The sequence below is a fragment of the Novosphingobium sp. genome (assembly GCF_036820275.1).
GTDB lineage: Bacteria > Pseudomonadota > Alphaproteobacteria > Sphingomonadales > Sphingomonadaceae > Novosphingobium.
The window spans coordinates 46,838-68,222 of record NZ_DAISLT010000014.1 but is presented as its reverse complement, the minus strand read 5'-3'; the positions used below and the strand labels follow the sequence as shown (position 1 = coordinate 68,222).

Sequence of the window (21,385 nt, the reverse complement as noted above, 5' to 3'; positions counted from 1 at the left end):
AGCCGCGATATCCGGTCCGGGATCCGATATCTCGCATCCCGCCGCGCATCACTGCGATCACAGGAAGCCGACGCGTTCCAGTTTTGAAACCGACTCCCGGGCGACAGGTGCACATGCACCGTTGCGCAGGCGGATAGTCCGTTTCCGGCCATCGGTCTCGACGGCCTCGATCCCGCCCGCTGCTATCCACCAGCTGCGATGAACCTGTTGACCGGGCACGGTATCCATTTCGGCGATCGCATCACGCAGCCGTATGAATAGCAGTTCGCTTCCCTCCTCGCCGTGCACGCGAACGTAATGATCTTCGCTCTGCAACGCGAGGATGCGCCCCTGGAAGGTCGGTGAAAGCCGCTTTGCCAGGCGAGGTTCGTCATCATTTTCTTCTGGGGCGGGCACCTCGGTGGAGGGCGAACCGGCCACGTCTTTGGAAGGCTGGATGTCTTCTTCCTTTACGGCGGAAACGGGACGCATCTTCCGGTCCGCCCAGCGCGCCCAGGACGTTACACCCAGTACGGCCAGCGCGCAAAGCACGGCAAACGGCAAGAGCACCGAGAAACCGGTCAGCCCCCGGAAGAATGCGCTCGTGCTCCAGGCCCAGAGCAAGGCCAGCGGGAAACTGGAGAGAAGCACGCCCCAGAAAACCAGCTGCCGCCGCGGCAACGACGTGGCCTGGGCGATTTCCTCCCACAAGAGGATCGAAGGGCGGACCAGCACATAGGCGCCCATCAACTGCATTAGCCAGTGACCGCAGCGCGACAGGAACGGCGCATCGTTGTAAGTGCCGAACGGGCCGAGAAATCCCACGATCGCCGAAAGCACGATCATGGCCCAGAGTTCTATCAGGACTGACCGTAACCGGTTCACGCGATTTCTCCCATTTCACGATGCGCCAATTGTAAAACGCTCGACTTTCCGGTCATTTGGCGTCGTCCTTGCGACCGTAACGTAAATCCGGTTGCCGGCCAATCGCGCCATGCCATTTCGACCTCGACAGCGCCCGGGCGTCATCTGCCCGCGGCCGGGAGGTTTTCATGATTGCTTCGTCCTATCGCCCCGTGGCTTTTGCAGCCGCCTTGGCCTTTCTCGCCCATGCCCTTGCCTTCGCCATTGCCTTGAGCTGACCTGTACGATGCCAACCTTTCTCAGCGGCGAACATGCGCTCCAGATCTGGCTCTGGGCTTTCGTGAGCATCGGGATCGTCGCCGGCGTGGCCAGCGGCTTCTTCAAGGCCAGAAAGATCCAGCCGCGCGGGTTCAAGTGGAAGATCTTTCGCAACGAGGCGATCGTGGCCGTCGTCACGCTGACGATCTCTGGCACCGTCATCGGCACCGCCAGGACCTGGCTGACCGCCCACGGCTGGATAAGCTTCCATTCCGGACCGGCTTCATGGTGGGTCGTCGCGTTGGAATTCGCGGTCTACTTCGTCCTGTTCGATACCTATTTCTACTGGCTCCATCGCTGGATGCACAAGGAACCGGTCTATAGCCTGGTCCATAAGTTGCATCACAAGTCGACTTCGCCGAACCTGTTGACGACCTTGTCGGTCAATCCCCTTGAATCGATCATAAACGGTGGTTTCGTGCCGCTGTTTCTGGCCGTCTTCACCATTCACGATGCCACGATGGCGCTTATCCTGCCGACTAATATCGTAATGGGTCTCTACGTGCATTCGGGATACGAATTCCTGCCCCGCTGGTGGAACCGCACTTGGGCGACCAAGTGGTTCATCACCGCCACTTTCCATGACCAGCACCACCGCTACTTCACCGGCAACTTCGGCGGTTACACCACGGTATGGGACAGGATCTGCGGCACCATGCGCAAGAAGTACGAGGCGGATTTCGAGGCGATAAGCCAGCGGGCCCGGCAGCCCGGCGCGAAGCACGGTGAAGCCGGGACGGAAATCACGGCGGCGGAAGCCGCGCAAGGCTGAGCGGGAGCCGGTTGAGACGACCCTACAAAACAAAATAATCACAGCTGGAGAGGTTCATGGAAAATTCCCGCATTTGCGCCGCTGCGACGGCCGTTACTTTTGCGCTGGCGATCGGAGCTTCCTCGCAGGCCGCCACCGAGCGACATTCGCCCGATGTCGGGCGCGTGGAGATTTCCACCGTTCCCTTCGACGAGAAGCTCGATCTGCGCAGCGCGACTTACACGCCTTCGGGCAAGATCCTCGTAGCCTATGCCCGCAGCAAGGCTGACGATCCGCGCCTCGTTTCGCTTGCGGTCATGGATGATGATGGCCGCAACATGCGCCCGTTCTTCTCCCAGGCAATCCCCTCTCGGCCCAAGGACAACGGTTTGCGGTTCATGGTCTTTCCCGACAACCGCCGGATATTCCTCGGCGATTTCGTGGTGGAATGCGCGCAGAGCATCGACCGCTGCGATCGGCCGGCCCTGATCCCCGTGGATTACCCCCGCGAGATCGCCGATGGCGATATCGTCGCCCATCGCTGGTCGGAGATGATCGTCGCCCCTGACAATCGTCACATCGCCTGGACTTCGCTGCTTTCGAACTTCTCCGCCGTCGTCTTCACCGGCACATTGCAACGCGAGGGCGCACGCTACGTGATCGATAGCCCCGCGATCGTCAGCACCGTCGAGCCTTTCACCAGAGATCCGAACCACCCTGACGGCGTTGTTCCCGCCCCGGTGCGCGGCGGCGAGGTGAAGCAGTTCGTCCGGGGCGGGACGGCTATCTCGTTGGTCGGCGCGATCGGGCGCGATATCCCTGACTCGGTCGTGCAGCAGCTCGATAACGGTGCGCTGGAGGCGATAACCGATACGCCCGGCTATACCGAGACGACGATCTTCTCTCCCGACGAGCGGCTCGGCATGACCATGACGACGCGCTTCTCGCCGGAAACCGATCCGGCGGTGCTCGGCCTGGTGCCGCGACCCTATCCAGCCGCTCTCAACATGGGGCTGAGCATGTTTGCCTATACCCATAGCGTGACCGGCGTCAGGGGAACGCGGCCCGGCAATATCGGACCGGCGCTGATCGACATCCGGGCATCCGGAACGACGGACGGCTATCTCGGAACGAACCTGAGTGCGGATCGGGACTGGGTCTTTCGCTCGCCCATGTCCTGGCATCCGGGAAACCAGAAGGCGCTTTGGGTCGAAGGGCGCAAGGGCAGCGAAGAGGTGCGGATCAGAATGGTCAGCCTGCCCGACTACAAACCGGGAAAGGCGGTTCCCGCCGCGCGCACGCCCGACGACATGGCCTATGCATCCCGCGACCTGTCGATCATACCGAGGCTGGCTGCGAAGAGCCGCGATGTCGACGTGAAAATCTATGGGCGGGTCTCGGGCTACATCACGTACCGCCGCACGCCGACCTCGATCGAGAAGGGCTACACGGATTTCAGCGACGACGGCAGGAACAGCTGGTCGGGGCGGGAGACCCTGAAGCTCGATCCTCGCGGCAATTCGACCTATGAAGCAAAAGTACGTCTCGACGGCGCCAAGCCGGGCATCATGGACCTCAAGCTGACTTTTGGACCACTGGGCGGGCAACCGGGCGGAGCGGCTCCCGCTGCCATCGTTTTCTCGCCCGATGCCCAGGGCAAGGCCTTGAGCTACGGATATGCCGAGTATGCGGGGAAGCGGCTCGACGTAAGCGCGCTTGTTCCCTGAACGCGGGGCGGCCGACCTTCTCCGAGCCGGGACCAGAGCGTCCCGGCTCGGATTTGTCTGCGGTCAGAGGCGCACGCCGATCGTCGCGAAAAGCGTCCGGGCCTGTCCCGGCACGACCCGCAGCGAGTTGCCCGAGGACTGATCGTAGTTCCGGTTGGTCAGGTTGCGCAGCGTCAGACGCGCATAGGCGCTGTGGCCCGAGCGCATGGGCAGTACATAACCGGCGTTGAGGTCGAACGTCGTATAGGCGGCCAGATGGAACGGTACCGTCGTCGTGCCGTTCGGAGCCTGTGACAGCCCGCCGTAACGGCGACCGACGTGGAATACCCCGCCGCCCAGCGACAGCCCTTCCAGAATGCCGCCCGGCCGGTAGGACAAGGAGGCGCTGCCGGTATGACGCGCAACGTTGACCACTGCATCGGCAAGGGTACTCTGGGGGTTGCGGGCGTCGGTATAGGCGTAGGAGACGATCGCGCTCAGCCGCCTGGTGATCTCGCCGGCGAGATCGAACTCGATGCCTTTCGAGGTGACCTTGTCGCGGGCCTCGGTGATCGAATTGCCGTCGCCGATGTCGACGGTTTCCAGCACGTTGTTCTTGCGGATGTCGTATGCGGCGAGTGTCGCGATCACGCCGTCGAGAACTTCGCCCTTGATGCCGATCTCATAGCTGCGGCTCTTTTCCGGCGGGAAGGGGCCGGAAGCGGGTTGGTCGCCCTGTGCGGGAACCGAGGGGTTGGGCGCAAATGCCCGCGCATAACTGGCGTAGAGCGAGACGTTCTGCCGCGGCTGGTAGACCAGCCCTACGCGGGGCAGGAAAGTGTCGCTCTTCGACTGGTTCCGCGGGCGCGCCAGAGTGCCTTCGCGCTGGAAATCCCGGAACGTCTCGTAGCGTCCACCGAACACGAAAGTCCAGGAATCGTCCAGCATCACCAGATCCTGGAAATAGAGACCCGTGGTCTTGTAGCTGTCGATCGTCGCCGAATTGGGCGTGACCGTGAGATCGGCGTAGTTCTGGTCGAGCAGGCCGTAGACCGGATCGAACACGTTGAAGCCGCCGCGCCGCGGGGAATCGACCTGGTATCCGCGCCGGCTCCGGTAGTTCTCGTAGTCGGCGCCGAACAGCAGCTTGTGGCGCAGGCCCAACCACCCGAGATCGCCGTGCAGGTTCAGCGAAACGTAATCGCGGTCGTCGCTGAGATCGCGATTGCCGTCGAGGCTGCGGATCAGTTCGCCGGTCGGCTGCCCGTCGGGACCGACGACGAGGCTGCGCGGACGGACCTGAAGGTCGGACCCCGAGGTGCGCTGCATCGCGTACTTCGCCTCGACCCGCCATCCGGGGGCGAACCTGTAGGTCAGCAGCAGATTCCCGGAATGGAGCCTTTGCTTGAGCGTCGTGAAGGCCTCGCCGAAATAGCGCGTCGAGGGCGTGTCGACGCGCTTGCCGTTGAAGTAGACGCGGCCCCGATCGAACGGCTGGGTGCTGTCGGTATACTCGTAAGCCGCGAGAACGCTGACCTTGCCGCCGGTCCACGACAGGCTCGGTGCCACGTAAGTACGCTCGATGTCATGGCCATGGCGGCGCCAGTAGTCGCTGTCCTCGTACTCGCCGATGACCCGAAAGGCGAAGCCTGCGCCGAGCGGGCCGGTCACGTCGGCGACCTGCCGACTCTGGCCCCTCGAACTGAAATTGGTGTTGAGGTTGTAGTGAAGGGTGTCGAGCGGCTTCTTGGTGATGACGTTGATCAGCCCGCCGGGTTCGAAACGGCCATAGAGGAGCGAAGCCGGTCCTTTCAGCACCTCGACCCGTTCGGTCGAGGCATTGAGCGCGCGGACCTGGACGCTGGTATAGCCGTCGCGCAGGACAGTGCCTTGCCCGCTTTCGAAGCCGCGGATCATGAAGTTGTCGCCGGTATTGCCGAAGCTGTTGGCCTCGGTAATGCCGCTGACGTTGCGCAGGACATCCGTCAGCGTCTGGGCCGACTGCTCAAGGATCACTTCGTCGGTAACGGCTGCGACCGATTGCGGCGTCTTGAGCAGCGGCACGTCGATCTTCATGCCGGTCGTGGCCGACGATATGCCGTAGCGGCCCTCGGCGACGCCGTTGACGATAATCGAATCCGTCTCATCCGCTTCCTCCGCCAGGGCCGGAATCGAGAGGAACGGCGCGGCCATAATTGCAACGGCCGCGTTGGAAAATCGGGAAATAGGAATTGTCGCACCCCTTGTCACACATGTTGCAATGCAGCGCGATGATGCAAGTGCGAATCGTTTGCAACTAAACTTAGGTTTAAAACGCCGCGAGCCGTCTTGGCGGCGGGGCGGCGTGCTGCTGCGACGAGCCGGAGTGCGAAATGTTTCTATGATGTTGCATGTGATAGTCATTCGCATTAGCAGGCCCGCCTGAGCCGGTGCCGGATTCTCCGAAAGCACCATAATGAGGGGGCCAGAGAATTGTCCGTCAGAATGAATATCCGTGCACGCCATTCCGTTTCGTCGGTAATGGCATTCTGCCTGCTGGCCGCCGCCGGTCTGAGCGCCCCGGTCGCCCATGCGAAGACGGCGGCCGAGGAACCCGATCCCGATGCCATCGTTGTGACGGGCGCCACGGAGACGACCGGACTCAGCCTTTCCTCGCGCGAGACGCCGCAGTCCGTCACCGTGCTCGACAGCGTGCGGATGCAGGAGCAGGGGCTTTTCGACATTTCCCAGGTGATGGAGCAGATCGTCGGCGTCCAGACCAACCGGACGAGCGCTCTGGGAACGGACGGCACGAACTACACCTCGCGCGGTTTCCAGATAAAGAACTATCTGGTGGACGGTATCGCCCGCCCGGCCAACATCTACGGCTTCACCGAGGATACCGCCGACATGATCGCCTATGAGCGGGTCGAGGTGATCCGCGGTTCGGCAGGCATGATGACCGGTACCGGCCAGCCTTCCGCGGCGATCAACATGATCCGCAAGCGTCCCGGCACCGAGACCCGCGCCAGCCTTTCGGCCACGACAGGGTCATGGGACATGTACCGCCTCGAAGGCGATCTGGGCGGGGCGCTGACGTCCGACGGGCGGATTCGCGCACGGGTTGCCGGGGCCTGGCAGGAGAACGACACCTTCATCGACCGTGAGCATGTCAAGCGCCATGCCCTCTACGGCGTCGTCGAGGCGGACCTCACTCCCGATACCCTGCTGACGGCCGGCGTGGAGTACCAGAACTTCAAGAATACCGGCGCCTCGCGCGGCGGCCTGCCGATCTACTTCACCGACGGCACGGAGACGAACTTCCCCCGCTCGGCCAACGGCGGTGCCGACTGGTCGGACTTCCGCCGCAAGAGCACCAACCTGTTCGCCTCGCTCAAACATGCCTTCAGCCCGAACTGGAACCTGGAGATCGATGCCGAGCACAAGTCCGGCTCCTACGACGAGACCATCGGCTATTTCTTCGGAAACGCGATCGACAAGCAGACGGGTCTCGGCGGCACGCTCTATTCCACCCGCTGGGCTTCCAACCTGAAGCTTGACGCGGTCTATGCCAACTTGCGGGGCAGCTTCGAGGCGCTCGGACAGGAACAGCATGTCGCGCTGACCCTCAGCCATACGCGGTTCGACGACAAGGGACCGCTCTATCCGGGCTGGTGGGACGGCCCGGACTACATGAAGCCGATCAACGCGCTCGAATTCTTCGAGACGGGGCAGACCCCCAAGCCCGATCTGGAGGCGACCGGTGGCGGCACCGGCAAGCGCATCGAGACCAGTTCGGCCGCCGGTGTCGCCCGGTTGAAGCCGATCGCGCCGCTGTCGGTGATCGTCGGCGGGCGGCTTACCTGGTGGAAGCAGGAAACCTATTCGAGGGACACGGCCGGGGGCGGGACCTATACGCCCGAGCTGAACGAAAAGGCGGTGGTGACCCCTTACGCCGGTCTGGTGTTCGACTTCAACAAGGTCATCTCGGCCTATGTCAGCTATGCCAGCGTGTTCGAGCCGCAGACCTATCGCGACCGGAACGGCAAGATGCTGGCGCCCTTGGAAGGCAATACCTACGAAGCCGGTCTGAAAGCGGACTTCTTCGACGGTAAACTGAGCGCGAGCGCGGCGGTGTTCCGCATGAAGCAGGACAACTATGCCGTGGCCGACGAAGGCCCGATCACCCTGCCGGACGGCAGCACGGCCTATCATGCGGTTTCGGGCATGAAGTCGTCCGGCTTCGAGGTGGAGGTCAATGGCGAAATCCTGCCCGGCTGGCGGGTGGCGGGCGGTTTCGCCAATGCCCGGGCGGAAGACCGCGACGGCCTGCGGCAGTTCCCGCAAGTGCCGAAGAACAGCTTCAAGATGTTCACGACCTATCGCCTGCCCGGCGATCTGGACGGGCTGACGCTGGGCGGAAATCTGCTTTGGCAGGGTAAGACCCGTGCCGAATATGCCGGGCCGAACAATGTGTTCTACACCCAGGGCAGTCTCGCCACGCTCGATCTGATGGCCAGCTATCGCTTCTCGGAGCGCCTGTCGCTGACGGCCCATCTGGATAACGTCTTCGACGCGAAATACTACTCCGGGCTGGCCACCGGCAGCGCCCGCTATGCGACGCCGCGCAATGTCTTGGTAACGCTTCGCGGCACTCTGTAAGGGCTGCGACCGGGAGTCGCGCGCTGATGGGGGGCGCGGTTCCCGGCCTACCCCGGAATAGTCATTGCCGGGGCCGTGCCGCTGTCCCGGTGTCGGTCCCGATATGCTATGTCCTCCGGCCGGGGGCCTGCTGCGGAATCGACGCGGAGGATGCCATGACGGAACCCATCGACGAAGCGAGGCTTCATGCCTTCGTCGGCAAGATGCTGGGCGATCTCGGCGGCGCGCTGGCCGTCCCCACCGTGCGGATAGGATTGCGGCTGGGCCTGTTCGAGGCCTTGGCGCAGGGGCCTGCCACGGCGCCGGAACTGGCCGCGCGCGCCGGTGCGCTGCATGAACGCTATGTCCGCGAATGGGCGATGGCACAGGCGGCGAACGGCTATGTCGAATATGACGCGGGGGCGGGGACGTTCAGCCTCTTGCCCGAACAGGCGATGGTCTTCGTCGCGAAGGACAGTCCGGTCTATCTGGCCGGTGCCTTCGAACTGGCCGCTGCGATGATCGAGGCGGAAGCCAAAGTCGAGCACTGCTTCCGCACCGGCGAGGGCGTGCGCTGGGGCGACCATGCCGGTTGCCTGTTCTGCGCGACCGGCGCCTTCTTCCGCCCCGGCTACGTCAACAACATCGTCCAGAACTGGATACCCGCGCTGGAGGGCATGGAGGACAGGCTGCGCAGCGGGGCCAGGGTCGCGGATGTCGGTTGCGGGGTCGGTTTCTCGACCTTGCTGATGGCCGAGGCCTACCCACAGAGCCGTTTCACCGGCTACGATTTCCACGAACCTTCGATCGCGGAAGCGCGCCGCCATGCCGCCGAGCACGGGCTGGGCGAGCGCGTCGATTTCCAGGTTGCGACGGCCAAGGACATTGCCGAGCGCGGCTTCGATCTCGTCACCATGTACGATTGCCTGCACGACATGGGCGATCCGCGCGGCTGCGCGGCGCACATGCGCGAAATACTGGCGGACGGGGGCAGCTGGATGATCGTCGAGCCGATCGCCGGCGATGCCCCGCAGGACAATCTCAACCCGGTGGGGCGTCTGTACTACAATGCCTCGACGATGATCTGCGTGCCGACTTCGCTCGACCAGGAAGTGGGCGAAGGACTCGGCGCGCAGGCCGGGGAGGCGCGGCTTGCCGGGATCGTGCGGGACGGGGGCTTCGCGAGGGTCCGGCGCGCGACCGAGGGGCCGTTCAACATGGTGCTGGAGGCGCGCTGATCTCAGGCGGCAGGTGACGCCAGCATGGCCTCCGCCGCGCCGAGGGCCTCCCTGAGCGTTCGTTCGATCGTGCCGTCCTGCTGGTCCGCATCGAGACCGGCGAGTGCTTTCGTGCACCATTTCCGGCACTCGATCACATGCGACATGGCAAGGAAGACCGGGGCGCTGGCCGCGGCAAGGCGCACGCCGGTCGCGATCTCGCCGTCCGCGCCGAAGCACCAGTCGAGCGCACTGCGGATATTGCCGAGTTGGGGGCGCAGGGTCTTGAGGTCCCGCAGGGCTTCGGCATCGCGCTCTGCTGCGGTTTCCAGTTCGCCGAGGAAGAATCCGGCGTGGCGCCCGGCCGCCGCGCGATAGTCCGCCGACCCGCGCGAGCGCAGCTTCTCGCGCGAATAGGAGCGGGTCATTTCGAGCAGCCGGTAGGCACCGGTATCGAGCGCGCGATTGGTCGAGACGAGCGATTTGGTGACGAGTTCGTCGAGCGCGAGCGCAACCTCGTCGAAGCCGATTTCGGCATCCGCGCCGACTTCCAGCGCGGCATCGATCGAGAAGGGGCCGACGAAGATCGCCAACCGTTCGAGCACCGCCTGTTCGGATCGCGAGAGCAGGTCGTAGCTCCAGTCCAGTGTCGATTGCAGCGTCTGCTGGCGCGGGCTGGCGGTGCGCCTGCCGGGCCATGCGAGGCTGAAACGTTCTCCGAGTTGCCGCGCGGTGGCGGCGATGCCGTGGGTGGCGACGCGAACCGCGGCCAGTTCGATCGGCAGGGCCATGCCGTCGAGACGGCGGCACATATCGGCGATGAGCCGCGCGGCTTCCTCGTCGATCTCCAGCGCAGTGTTCGCCGCACCGGCCCGCTCGCAGAACAGTTCCACCGCCGGATAGGCGAGCAGTTCGGCCCGGCCCAAGCTCTCGGGATCCTCGGGATAGTCGAGCGCGTCGAGGCGATGGACGTTCTCGTCGCGGATGCGCAGCGGCTCGCGCGAGGTTACGAGAATGTGGGCGTTGGGCGCCTGCTCGACGATCCGTTCGACGATTTCGGCGGTGGGATCGATCACATGCTCGCAATTGTCGAGCACCAGCAGGACCTCCCGGTCGCCGATGTGGCGCAGGATGACCGAGAGCGGATCGTCGGTCGGCACGGCAAGCCCCATGGCGCCCGCGATCATCGAGGGCACGATCGCCGGATTTTCCAGCATGGCGAAGTCCACGAACGCCACCCGGTTCTCGAAACGCGGTGCAAGCTCGTGCCCGAGCGCGATGGCGAGCGCGGTTTTCCCGACCCCGCCCGGTCCGGCGATCGTGAACAGCGGGGATTGCGCCACTCGGTCTGCGAGCAGTTGCAGATCCTTGCTGCGGCCTATCAACCTGGCCAGTCGGGGCGGGAGGTTGGTGGGATTGGGCAGCGGTGGGGCCGGTTGCGGGGCCGCATCGGGTACGACGGCCGCCCCGGTCCGCTCGAACGGGGCGACGAAGGCATAGCCGACACCGACTTGCGTGGCGATGTAGCGGGCGCCGTCGTCGCCGTCGCCCAGCAGCTTGCGCAGCCCTGCCATGTGGAAGCGCAGGCTGCCGTCCTCCACGACGACGTCGGGCCAGACCCGTTTGAGCAGGTCGCGCTTGGACAGAACCTGCCCCGGCCGGTCGGTCAGGGCGACGAGGAGATCGAACGAGCGTCCGCCGATGTCGACCGGCATGCCGTGTTTCATGAGCAGCCTTTCGGCAGGGGCGAGGCTGAACGGCCCGAAGGAAATGCGATCGCCCGCCCCCCGATTGTCGATGGTCGTATCCGCCAAGAGTTCGTCGTCCCGTTGATCGATGTCGTTGCGAACGCTCATACACGGTCAGCCGAACGTGAATACATAGGCGCGCACGCCAGGGCGGGAAAACTCGATGGTGATCGTTCGGTCTCCGATCGCACTGGACTGGCGAACGAGCTGGTAGAGGCGATCTTCGCGGACTTCGCCCCAGCCGTCGGCATCGATGTCGGTGCCGTGGTTCGTGCCGGGCGCGGCGCCGTCCAGCAGGACGCGGAAGCGCACGGGCTGGCCGTCCGGCGCGCCGCCCAGCACGAGATGGGCATCGCGGGCATGGAAGCGAAAGCGGATCGATCCGCCCGGCGCGTCCAGCGTGGTGAATTCGCGGCCTGCCGTCCAGGCACCTGCCAGATCCCAGCGATTGAGCGAGAGCCGGTCCGCCGATGCGTATATCTTCCGGGCATCCCTGACGAGACCGCCGGGAGAGGCAAAGCCCTGCGCCTTGGCATAGCCCAGATAGGCTTCCGGCGAGCGCAAGTTGGCCCAGTCCGCTTCGGCCTCGATTCCCTGTCCCGTTATCGGCGTAACCGGGATATCCGAAGGGTCGTGTCCGGCTTCGGCCAGGAGCTTGCGGATCAGCGCTTCGCTTTGGGCATAGTCGCCTTCGCCGACACGATAGCCGCGCACACGGCCCTTGGCGTCGATGAAATAGAACCCCGGCCAGCCCTCGTTCGCGAAGTCGCGCCATACGGCATAGTCGTTGTCCTGAAGGTTGGGGTAGCCGACGCCGAGCCGGCTTGAGGCGAGGCGGACCTTGGCCGCGTCATGCTCGAACTGGAACTCGGGTGCATGGACGCCGACGACCACCAGGCCCTTGTCCTTGTAGCGTTCGCTCCACGCCTGCAAGTACGGCAGCGCGCGGATCGAGTTGATGCAGGAATACGTCCAGAAATTGACGATCACCACTTTGCCGCGCAGCGACTGCGGACCGCCGGGGACGGGAGTGATCCAGGGTTTGGCATTTTCCAGCACGTCTACGGGCCTTGTGATCGCCCCGAAGGGAGCGGCGGGGAGGGGCAGGGGGGCGGCAACACTGCGCAAGTCGAAGATCTCGGAACCGGCCGGAGCCAGTCCCAGCGCTTCGGCGCAGCAGAATCCGGTCGTCGCCACGGCGGCAAGCAGGGAGGTGGCGATGACCCCGAAAGAGCGGAATTTGGACATTGTCTTGAACCTTCCATGGCAGCCGTGGTGGCCGAGCAGGCAGGTCTTCATCTAGGCTTTTGGCGCCGGAGATCACGTTAGGGTGCGCTGTGCCGCGTTAGTTCCCGCAAGCACCGTCTAACGCGGCATAACCTCACCTAACGGGCGTCGCTGCAAGGGCTCCGCTATCTACCGGGCAACCCAACAGGATGTTCCCGGTCGAGGAGTAAGACAGTGTTCTCAGGCTTTTCCCTTCCCTTAAGGCCCGACAGGCTCGAACCCCATTCCCGCAGGCAGTTCGTTGCCGGAGCGGCGGCAACGGCGGCGATCGCCGGTGCTCTCGGTGCCATGCCGGGCATTGCCTCCGCTGCGACCAGTGTTCCGGGCGGCTCCACCGCGATCCGGCCCTTCAAGGTCGCGATCCCGGCTGCGGGCATCGCCGCCATGAAGCGCCGCGTGGCCGAAACCCGCTGGGCCGACGCCCAGCCGGCACCCGACGACAGCCAGGGCGTGCGGCGCGAGACGCTGGAGATGATGGCCCGCTACTGGGCGAAGGACTACGACTGGCGCAAGGTCGAGGCCCGGCTCAACGCGCTGCCGATGTTCATGACCGAGATCGACGGTCTCGACATCCACTTCATCCATGTCCGCTCGCGTCACGAGAATGCGCTGCCGATGATCCTGACCCATGGCTGGCCGGGTTCGATCCTGGAGTTTCTCAAGGCGATCGATCCGCTGACGAACCCGACCGCTTACGGCGGCAAGGCGGAAGACGCCTTTCACCTCGTCATTCCCTCCATTCCGGGCTTCGGCTTCTCTGCCAAGCCGACCAGCGTGGGCTGGGGTTCCGATCGCATCGGCCGGGCGTGGTCGGCGCTGATGCTGCGTCTCGGCTATGACCGCTACGTCTCGCAGGGCGGCGACTGCGGCTCGGTGATCTCGCAGCGCATGGCGCTCCAGAAGGTGCCGGGGCTCATCGGCATTCATCTCAACATGCCGGCCACGGTTCCGGCCGATGTGGTCAGGATCCTCGCGGCCGGCGATCCCGCGCCTGCCGGTCTCTCGGCCAAGGAGCGCGGGGCTTTCGACCAGCTCGAAGCGTTCTACCGCGACAACGCCGGGTATGCGGCGATGATGAACACCCGTCCGCAGACGATCGGCTATTCGCTGGTCGACTCCCCGGTCGGGATGGCGGCCTGGATGTACGAGAAGATTGCGCAGTGGGTCCAGGCCGACGGCCATCCCGAGCGCGTGCTCGGGGTAGACGCGATACTCGATGACATCTCGCTCTACTGGCTGACCGGCACCGGGGCCTCGTCTGCCCGGATCTACTGGGAAGACCACACCAACAACTTCAACGCACGTGGGATTATCGATCTTCCGGTCGCAGTCAGCGTGTTCCCCGGTGAGATCTACCGCGCGCCCAAGACCTGGGCGGAGCGCTGCTACACCGACCTCATCTACTTCAATGAAGCGGGGCAGGGCGGACATTTCGCCGCCTGGGAACAGCCGCGCCTCTTCGCCGAAGAAGTCCGCGCCGGATTCCGCTCGCTGCGCTGACCCCCATTTTCTTGCCCCCATTCCCTCAAGGAGACAGATCATGTCCGACATCAAGACCCTCTACACCGCCAACGTTCACGTCACCGGAGGCCGCGAAGGCCAGGCCCGCAGTTCGGACGGCCGCCTCGACGTGAAGCTCTCGCCGCCGGGCACTCCGGGCGAGGGCACCAACCCGGAACAGCTTTTCGCGGCGGGCTGGTCCGCCTGCTTCGAAGGCGCCATGGCCATCGCCGCCAAGGCGAAGGGCCTGACGCTGCCGGCAGACCTGGCGATCGATGCCGAAGTCAAGTTGCGCCACGGCCCGGACGGCTATTCGCTTGCCGCGGAACTTCATGTGAGCCTGCCGGAAGTGCCGGAAGAGGTCGCCCGCAGCCTCATCGAAACCGCCCATCGCACCTGCCCCTATTCGAAGGCGGTCAGGAACAACATCGAAGTGCTGGTGACGCTGGCCTGAACCGCGTTCCTTCGGGAGACAATTCATGAAATCACTACTTGCAAGCACGGCTCTAGCTTTCGCCGCGGGGCTTCTCGCACCGGCTGCGCAAGCCCGGTCCGAGGCGCCCGCTCCCTCCGGCAAGCCGACCGTCGTTCTCGTCCATGGCGCTTTCGCCGACTCTTCGAGCTGGAACGGTGTCATCACTCTTCTTGAGCGCGACGGCTATAAAGTCGTGGCGGCAGCAAACCCGCTACGCGGCGTCCGCTCGGATGCGGACGAGGTTTCCGACATCGTGAAGAGCATCGACGGTCCGGTGGTGCTCGTTGGCCATTCCTACGGCGGATCGGTGATCAGCGAGGCTGCCGAAGGGCAGGGCAACGTGAAGGCGCTCGTCTACGTCGCGGCGTTCGCGCCGGAAGCGGGGGAGACGGCACTGGGCCTGACCGGAAAGTTCCCCGGCAGCACTCTGGGGCCGACGCTCGCACCGCCGGTCCATCTGACCGGCGGCGGCGACGATCTTTATATCCAGCAGAGCCGGTTTCCCGACCAGTTCGCCGCCGACGTGCCGCTGGCCGCCGCCCGGCTGATGGCGGCCGGGCAGCGGCCGATCGCGCAGGCCGCACTCTCGGAAGCCTCGACCGCACCCGCCTGGAAGCATGTGCCGTCATGGTTCGTCTATGGCGACAAGGACCGGAACATTCCGCCCGCTGCCATGAGCTTCATGGCCGAGAGAGCGCATGCCCGTGAGGCCGTAGTGGTCAAGGGTGCGTCGCATGTGGTGATGGTGTCCAACGCCCCGGTTGTCGCCGCCCTGATCGAGCGGGCCGCCACGGCGCGATAACTTCGGGCACCGGCGCTATTCCCCCCGGCCCTCGGCGCCGGTGCCTTGCTTCACGACCGGCTGCGGTCTTCCCTCTACCGCAGCCGGTCGTGGACATTCGGTCATGGGACTACAGGACGGATCACGCCGCGATCGCTTCGCGCAGAGCGGGCATCGTGGCCTCCAGCAGTCGCAGGCTCTTCCAGCCTTCCTCGGGAGAGAGGCCGCCGAGCAGGGGCTGGAAGCCGATATTGCCGCCTTCCGCCTCGCGCACGCGATCGAGCAGCATCTGCGGTGTCCAGGCGGCGAACATCCCGGCGTGGCGAAGCACGGCCGGATCGGTCAGGCCCTTGAACGGCGAGTTCGAGCCGTCGCCTTCCGCTTCGGCCCATTTGGCATATTCGGTAATGACGTGGACTGCATGGGGGGCGATGGCCTCCCATCCCTGGTCGGGATCCTCGCACAAGTGGACCGCCAGCGGCATGCCGGGACGCGGACGGAAGTATCTGCGCGGCGTATGGCCCAGGCGTTCGCACTCGGAAAGGTAGATGTCGACGAGTTCACCCTTCATCGGCCCGAACCCGACGCCGAACTTTGCCGCGCGCTTCGCCGAAGCCGGAACGCCGCCGCCGACGAGAAGGATGTCCTCTGGCTCCTGCACCGGCAGCGGGCGGACGAACAGCGGCCGCCCATCATGCTCGAAGCGCTCTCCCTTCAGGGTGCGCAGGATGATCTCCAGTCCTTCGTCCATCAGCCTGGCCCGGTCCTTGAGGGACTTGCCGAACATCGCGAATTCGTAAGGTACGTAGCCGGCCCCGAAGATCACCCCGAGCCGCCCGTTCGACATATTGTCGACCACGGCGATCTGCTCGGCGAGTTCGAGCGGATCGTGCAGCGGCAGGATCACCGCGCCGAGCAGGAAGCGAATGCGGCTGGTGACGGCCGCCATCCCTCCGGCAAGCACGAAAGGTTGGGGCAGATAGCCGTCGTCGGAGCCATGGTGCTGCATCAGCCCGATCTGGTCCGCGCCGATCCGGTCCACAAAGGCCGCCATCTCGATCGCTGCCCGGTAGAGCTGCGGTGTCGGCGCCGCCCATTGGGGAGAGCGCATGTCGAACGAGACGGAAATCGTGAAGTCCTTCATCGGCATCTCCCGGCGCGGAACGGCTCTGTGGGGCGGGGAAAAGGTCCCGCCATCGCACCGGCCTCCATCAGGCGCGTTCAGTAGATCCGGAACGGGACCGGCAACAAGCCGTCAGGGCTTATTGACGCCCCGGCGATGTCAGTCGCTCGACGATGGCCGCCTTCAGCGGGCGGACATGGAATAGGGCCTTGCCGCCCGCGCCGATCCCCATGCCTTGTCCGGCACGGACTGCATGGTGAAGCGCAAGGTGCCGCCGCCGCGCACTTCGGCATCGGAAATCCATGCGCGGTCCAGCGTTCTGCCGTTCAGTTCCACTTTGCCGACATAGCGGTTGGCGTCCGACAGGCCTTCGGTCTCGACGGTGAATGTCTTGCCGCCGGGCAGGGTAATCGCCGCATGGCTGACGAAGGGGCGTCCGATCACGTACTGGTTCGAACCCGGAGTCACCGGATAGAAGCCGAGCGCGGTGAAGACCAGCCAGGCGGACATCTGGCCGAGGTCGTCGTTGCCCGAAAGTCCGTCCGGCGTCGGTTTGTACTGGCTGTCGACGATCTGCTTCAGCCGTTCCTGGGTCCGCCACGGCGCCCCGGCATGGGCATAGAGATAGGCGACGTGATGGCTCGGCTCGTTGCCGTGGATGTACTGGCCGATCAGGCCGGAGATGTCCTCGGCATGGCTGTAGTCCAGCTTCGAGTTGTCGAAGTCGAACATCGCGTCGAGCCGGGCAATGACCTTGCCGTCGCCGCCGAGCATGTGGAACAGGCCCGCCTGGTCCTGCGGCACGAACCAACTGTATTGCCAGGCATTGCCCTCGGTATAGTCCGATCCGTAGTTGATCGCGGTCGGGTCGAAGGGCGTGCGGAACGTGCCGTCGCTCTTGCGCGCGCGCAGCCAGCCCGTCTTCGCGTCGAAGGAATTGCGCCAGTATCCGGCGCGCCTGTCGAAGCGATCGGCCAGGTCCTTGCGGCCCATGGCCCGGGCCATGCGTGCGATCGCCCAGTCGTCATAGGCATATTCGACGGTCTTGGAGGCCGCTTCCGGTTCCTTGTCGATCGGCACGTAGCCGCGCTTCACATATTCGCCGAGGCCGCCGTAGGGCGCATAGTCGGCGCTGGCGACCATGGCATCCAGCGCCTTGGCCGGATCGAAGCCGCCAAGGCCCTTGAGATAGGCGTCGGCGATCACCGGCACGGCATGATAGCCGATCATCGTCCAGGTCTCGCGTCCGGCGAACTGCCAGACGGGCAGGATGCCCCAGGGGCTGTGCTCGCGGCTGGCGATCAGCGAATTGACGATGTCCGAGGTGGTTCTTTCGGGCTGGACCAGCGTGAGCAGCGGGTGTTCGGCGCGGAAGGTATCCCAGAGCGAGAAGGTGGAGCGGAAGGTGAAATCCCGGGCGAGGTGGACCTGATCGTCGGGGCCGCGATAGCGTCCGTCCGCATCGCTCCATACGCTTGGTGCGAGCAGGCTGTGGTAGAGCGCGGTATAGAGACTGGTACGCATCGGCGCGGGCGCGTCCATGCTGAGGCGGCCCAGCGCCGTGCGCCATTCGCTCTCGGTGCGGTGGCGCACGGTGTCGAAGTCCGCGCCTTCGGCATCGAGGTTGGCGATGGCCCCTTGCTCGTCAACGCCCGAGAGCGCGACCCGCACTTCCAGCGGGCGTTCGAGCGTGCCGAAGTCCAGCCGTGCCTCCAGCGCCTTGCCCAGTTTCTCGGCGAGGGCGTCGCCGCTGCCGCCGGGCAGGGCCTGGGGCGCGCGGAAGCCCTTGTAGGCGACGTGCTCGTCACGGTCGAGGAAGGCATGGTCCCTGAGCGGCGCGGAGAAGCGCATGGCGAAGAACAGTTTGCGGCCCGGCGCCCAGCCGCGCGTCTCGCGAAAGCCGGTGAGGGTGCCGTCCTCGTGCAGGTGCAGGCCGGACCACAGGATCTTGCCCGGATAGTCGTAAAGGCTGCTGCGCAAGTCGAGCAACAGGTGGGCTTCGCTGCCGTGGGGGAAGGCATAGCGATGCACGCCGACGCGGGTTCCGGCGGTCAGTTCCGCGCGGACGCCGCTGTCGGCCAGGGTCACGGCGTAGTAGCCCGCGCTTGCCGTCTCGGTATCGTGCGAGAAGCGCTGGCGATAGCCGGAACCCGGCTGGTCTGGGCTGCCGGGATCGAGCTTCACCGCGCCCGCCGGGCCGATGGCGGGCATCACCAGAATGTCGCCGAGATCCGAATGCCCGGCACCCGAGAAATGGGTATGGCTGAAGCCCTGGATCGTGCGGTCGTGATAGCTGTACCCGGCGGCGTGGGCATAGCAGTCGCGGATCTGGCAGGTGGCATCGGTGTCGGGCGAGAGCTGCACCATGCCGAAGGGGGCGCTGGCACCCGGGAACGTGTGCCCTTCCGGTCCCGTGCCGATCATCGGATCGACCCAGCGCAGCGGATCGTCGTCCGGCAGCGGGGCCGAAGGGGCGGCGCCGAGCGGCTGGATCAGCAAGGTTGAAGCAAGCAGCGCGGCCGTCGGAAACAGTTTCATGGCGTTAGGATGGCGGGGAAAGCGATCGCTGTCGAATCGACGGGGATGCGGAGAGCAGTTTCCGAAAATCCATCGATCTCAAGATCATCGATGATGCGATGCAAAATTCGTGTCCAGCGAGCCTGCAAGGGGCGTTTGTTGCAATTCGGCAACAAGTTTGCCCTATCTTATTTTTGCAACGCAGCATGGAGAACATTGCGTTTGCTACAACTGCGCTAAGCCCCTAAGCGCCCGCGCCATCAGGTCCAGGGTAATCAGGGTTTCATAAAAACATGCATCAGCGCCGATTCCGCCATAGCGCCGCCGCCTCGCTTTTTGCGATCGCCTGCGCCACGCCGCTTGCCGCTCAGGCCCAGAGCACGGCGGCTCCGGCCGGTGAAAGCGCCAGCAGCACCGACATCGTCGTCACTGCAACCCGTCGCGAAGAACGCGCCGTCGACGTGCCGATCGCGGTTTCGGCGCTGAGCGGAGAGAAGCTCGCCGCGATCAATTCGAGCGGCCAGGACATCCGTTTCCTTTCGGGCCGCGTTCCCAGCCTTCTGGCGGAATCCTCGTTCGGCCGTACTTTCCCGCGCTTCTACATCCGTGGCCTCGGCAATACCGACTTCTCGTCGGACGCCGCGCAGCCGGTTTCGGTGGTCTACGACAACATCGCCCTGGAAAGCCCGTTCCTGAAGGCCTTCCCCGCCTTCGACCTTGAGAACATCGAAGTGCTCAAGGGCCCGCAGGGCACCCTGTTCGGCCGCAATACCCCGGCCGGCGTCATCAAGCTGACCTCGGCGCGCCCAACCGACCACTACACCGGCCACGCCAGCGCCTCGTGGAGCACCTACAACACGGTGAACAGCGAAGTCGCGCTGAGCGGCCCGATCACCGAGACCCTGCGCTTCCGCGTCGCCGGCAACCTCCAGCACCGCGACGACTGGGTGAAGAACGACTACGCCGCGACCCTCAACGAGCACAGCTTCGACGGCTATGACGATCTCGCCGGTCGCGCCCTGCTCGAATACGACAACGGCCCGCTCAACATTCTCGCCAATGTCCATGTCCGCCACTTGCGCGGTTCGGCCCGCGTGTTCCGCGGCAACTCGATCAAGCCGGGCACCAACGATTTCGTGGACGGTTTCGACGTCGAGCACACCGCGCAGAACGGGTCCAACCCGCAGCGCCTCGACGGCTGGGGCGCCAACGTCCAGGCCAGCTACGACTTCGACGGTCTCGGCACCCTGTTCTCGATCACCGGCTGGGAGAAGGTCAACGTCTTCTCGCGCGGCGATACGGACGGCAGCTATCCCGCCGCCGTGCCGTTCTCGGTCGAGACCGGCAGCAAGGCCCGTCCGCGCGAATTCACGCAGGAACTGCGCTTCGCTTCGGAGAAGTTCGGCGACGTCAGCTTCCAGGCCGGCGCCTACTACTTCAACCAGAACCTCAACACCGCGGCGGTGAGCTGGAACGTCGACAATACCCGGACCAACGGCAATACCGCGCACCTCGACAACGAGACTTACGCGGTGTTCGGATCGGCCGAGTATACCCCGATCGAGCAGCTGATCCTGCGCGGCGGCCTGCGCTGGTCGCACGACCGCAAGTTCAGCACCCTGAACGCCGTCGACGGCACCCAGCTTTCGGAAGGCCGTGCGAAGGGCTCGAAGGTTTCGTGGGATGCCAGCGCGACCTACAAGCTCGACGACGACCACTCGCTCTATGCCCGCGCCGCTTCGGGCTATCTCGGCGCCTCGCTGAAGAACGACGTGATCGCCGGTGTCGCCACAGTCGCCAAGCCGCAGACCACGACGTCGTTCGAAGCCGGTTTCAAGGGCAACGAGCGCGGTCTCGTCAGCTATTCGGCGGACGTGTTCTACATGAACACGCGCAACATCCAGCTGACGGCCGTGGGCGGCGCTTCGAACACCACCACGCTGATCAACGCCCGCAAGGCGATCGGCTGGGGCGTCGAAAGCGAAATGACGCTTACCCCGGTCGAGGGCCTCGTCCTGACCGCGGGCGGCAGCTACAACTTCACCAAGCTCAAGGACCGCGATCTGAGGGTCGAGCCCTGCTCGGGCGGCTGCACCGTGCTCGATCCGGTCGTGGCGGGCACTTCGCTCGTTTCGATCGACGGCAACCGCCTGCCGCAGGCACCGCGCTGGATCGCCAACTGGACCGCGGGCTATACCTACCCGATTGCCGAGAACCAGGAAGTCTTCGCCTATACCGACTGGGCCTATCGCAGCTCGGTGAACCTGTTCCTCTACGATTCGATCGAGTTCACCGGCAAGTCGTCGCTCGAAGGCGGCCTGCGTGCTGGTTGGCGCGACACCAAGGTGGGTGTGGAAGTGGCGGCCTTTGCCCGCAACATCACCAACCAGATCCGCATCGTCGGCGCGATCGACTTCAACAACCTGACCAGCATGGTCAACGAGCCGCGTATCATCGGCGGCGAAGTGAAGTTCCACTTCTGATCGAATGGTCTCAGCG

14 protein-coding genes are annotated in these 21,385 nt (G+C 64.8%); 8 read left to right on the top strand and 6 right to left on the bottom strand.

What is annotated here, in order from left to right:
- Positions 1 to 57 precede the first annotated feature (57 nt).
- Positions 58 to 825 carry a LytTR family DNA-binding domain-containing protein gene (locus tag V7066_RS13010; RefSeq protein ID WP_334183468.1) on the bottom strand — a complete coding sequence of 256 codons (768 nt, stop codon included), beginning with the start codon at positions 823 to 825 and terminating at the stop codon, positions 58 to 60.
- A gap of 304 nt (positions 826 to 1,129) precedes the next feature.
- On the opposite strand from V7066_RS13010, the gene V7066_RS13005 reads away from it, so the two are divergent.
- Entirely contained in the window at positions 1,130 to 1,933 is an 804-nt protein-coding gene (locus V7066_RS13005) for a sterol desaturase family protein (RefSeq protein ID WP_334183467.1), read from the top strand.
- A gap of 56 nt (positions 1,934 to 1,989) precedes the next feature.
- Complete coding sequence (locus V7066_RS13000) at positions 1,990 to 3,639, top strand: hypothetical protein (protein WP_334183466.1); 1,650 nt, start codon at positions 1,990 to 1,992, stop codon at positions 3,637 to 3,639.
- Positions 3,640 to 3,702: 63 nt separating this feature from the next.
- Here V7066_RS13000 and V7066_RS12995 read toward each other — a convergent pair whose 3' ends face one another.
- Positions 3,703 to 5,811, bottom strand: a complete 2,109-nt coding sequence (locus V7066_RS12995; RefSeq protein ID WP_334183465.1) for a TonB-dependent siderophore receptor — start codon at positions 5,809 to 5,811, stop codon at positions 3,703 to 3,705.
- Between the two features lie 291 nt (positions 5,812 to 6,102).
- On the opposite strand from V7066_RS12995, the gene V7066_RS12990 reads away from it, so the two are divergent.
- Both V7066_RS12990 and V7066_RS12985 read left to right on the top strand, forming a co-directional pair.
- Positions 6,103 to 8,259, top strand: coding sequence for a TonB-dependent siderophore receptor (locus V7066_RS12990; protein ID WP_334183464.1), 2,157 nt, complete (start codon positions 6,103 to 6,105; stop codon positions 8,257 to 8,259).
- A 155-nt stretch (positions 8,260 to 8,414) separates the two neighbouring features.
- Positions 8,415 to 9,476, top strand: coding sequence for a class I SAM-dependent methyltransferase (locus V7066_RS12985; protein WP_334183463.1), 1,062 nt, complete (start codon positions 8,415 to 8,417; stop codon positions 9,474 to 9,476).
- Between the two features lie 2 nt (positions 9,477 to 9,478).
- On the opposite strand, the gene V7066_RS12980 is transcribed toward V7066_RS12985, so the two are convergent.
- Positions 9,479 to 11,311: an ATP-binding protein gene (locus tag V7066_RS12980; RefSeq protein WP_334183462.1), complete on the bottom strand. Its 1,833-nt coding sequence runs from the start codon at positions 11,309 to 11,311 to the stop codon at positions 9,479 to 9,481.
- Between the two features lie 6 nt (positions 11,312 to 11,317).
- Complete coding sequence (locus tag V7066_RS12975) at positions 11,318 to 12,451, bottom strand: redoxin domain-containing protein (RefSeq protein WP_334183461.1); 1,134 nt, start codon at positions 12,449 to 12,451, stop codon at positions 11,318 to 11,320.
- A 213-nt stretch (positions 12,452 to 12,664) separates the two neighbouring features.
- Here V7066_RS12975 and V7066_RS12970 point away from each other — a divergent pair, with 213 nt between their 5' ends.
- The 3 genes from V7066_RS12970 to V7066_RS12960 are packed head-to-tail and all read left to right on the top strand — an operon-like array spanning position 12,665 to position 15,267.
- Positions 12,665 to 13,990, top strand: a complete 1,326-nt coding sequence (locus V7066_RS12970; RefSeq protein WP_334183460.1) for an epoxide hydrolase family protein — start codon at positions 12,665 to 12,667, stop codon at positions 13,988 to 13,990.
- A 40-nt stretch (positions 13,991 to 14,030) separates the two neighbouring features.
- Complete coding sequence (locus tag V7066_RS12965; RefSeq protein ID WP_334183459.1) at positions 14,031 to 14,444, top strand: organic hydroperoxide resistance protein; 414 nt, start codon at positions 14,031 to 14,033, stop codon at positions 14,442 to 14,444.
- Positions 14,445 to 14,469: 25 nt separating this feature from the next.
- Positions 14,470 to 15,267, top strand: coding sequence for an alpha/beta fold hydrolase (locus V7066_RS12960; RefSeq protein WP_334183458.1), 798 nt, complete (start codon positions 14,470 to 14,472; stop codon positions 15,265 to 15,267).
- 121 nt (positions 15,268 to 15,388) lie between these two features.
- On the opposite strand, the gene V7066_RS12955 is transcribed toward V7066_RS12960, so the two are convergent.
- Together V7066_RS12955 and V7066_RS12950 are read right to left on the bottom strand one after the other, a co-directional pair.
- Positions 15,389 to 16,390 carry an LLM class flavin-dependent oxidoreductase gene (locus V7066_RS12955; protein ID WP_334183457.1) on the bottom strand — a complete coding sequence of 334 codons (1,002 nt, stop codon included), beginning with the start codon at positions 16,388 to 16,390 and terminating at the stop codon, positions 15,389 to 15,391.
- Positions 16,391 to 16,552: 162 nt separating this feature from the next.
- Positions 16,553 to 18,907, bottom strand: coding sequence for a GH92 family glycosyl hydrolase (locus V7066_RS12950; RefSeq protein WP_334183456.1), 2,355 nt, complete (start codon positions 18,905 to 18,907; stop codon positions 16,553 to 16,555).
- 272 nt (positions 18,908 to 19,179) lie between these two features.
- On the opposite strand from V7066_RS12950, the gene V7066_RS12945 reads away from it, so the two are divergent.
- The gene (locus V7066_RS12945; protein WP_334183455.1) at positions 19,180 to 21,369 is read left to right on the top strand and encodes a TonB-dependent receptor; all 2,190 of its coding nucleotides are present in this window, start codon (positions 19,180 to 19,182) and stop codon (positions 21,367 to 21,369) included.
- The last annotated feature ends 16 nt before the right edge of the window (positions 21,370 to 21,385 follow it).

Coding starts and splice junctions, on each gene's coding strand:
- V7066_RS13010 (WP_334183468.1), bottom strand. CDS start 825: ATGATCGTGCTTTCGGCGATCGTGGGATTTCTCGGCCCGTTCGGCACT.
- V7066_RS13005 (WP_334183467.1), top strand. CDS start 1,130: ATGCCAACCTTTCTCAGCGGCGAACATGCGCTCCAGATCTGGCTCTGG.
- V7066_RS13000 (WP_334183466.1), top strand. CDS start 1,990: ATGGAAAATTCCCGCATTTGCGCCGCTGCGACGGCCGTTACTTTTGCG.
- V7066_RS12995 (WP_334183465.1), bottom strand. CDS start 5,811: ATGGCCGCGCCGTTCCTCTCGATTCCGGCCCTGGCGGAGGAAGCGGAT.
- V7066_RS12990 (WP_334183464.1), top strand. CDS start 6,103: ATGAATATCCGTGCACGCCATTCCGTTTCGTCGGTAATGGCATTCTGC.
- V7066_RS12985 (WP_334183463.1), top strand. CDS start 8,415: ATGACGGAACCCATCGACGAAGCGAGGCTTCATGCCTTCGTCGGCAAG.
- V7066_RS12980 (WP_334183462.1), bottom strand. CDS start 11,311: ATGAGCGTTCGCAACGACATCGATCAACGGGACGACGAACTCTTGGCG.
- V7066_RS12975 (WP_334183461.1), bottom strand. CDS start 12,451: ATGTCCAAATTCCGCTCTTTCGGGGTCATCGCCACCTCCCTGCTTGCC.
- V7066_RS12965 (WP_334183459.1), top strand. CDS start 14,031: ATGTCCGACATCAAGACCCTCTACACCGCCAACGTTCACGTCACCGGA.
- V7066_RS12960 (WP_334183458.1), top strand. CDS start 14,470: ATGAAATCACTACTTGCAAGCACGGCTCTAGCTTTCGCCGCGGGGCTT.
- V7066_RS12955 (WP_334183457.1), bottom strand. CDS start 16,390: ATGAAGGACTTCACGATTTCCGTCTCGTTCGACATGCGCTCTCCCCAA.
- V7066_RS12950 (WP_334183456.1), bottom strand. CDS start 18,907: ATGAAACTGTTTCCGACGGCCGCGCTGCTTGCTTCAACCTTGCTGATC.
- V7066_RS12945 (WP_334183455.1), top strand. CDS start 19,180: ATGCATCAGCGCCGATTCCGCCATAGCGCCGCCGCCTCGCTTTTTGCG.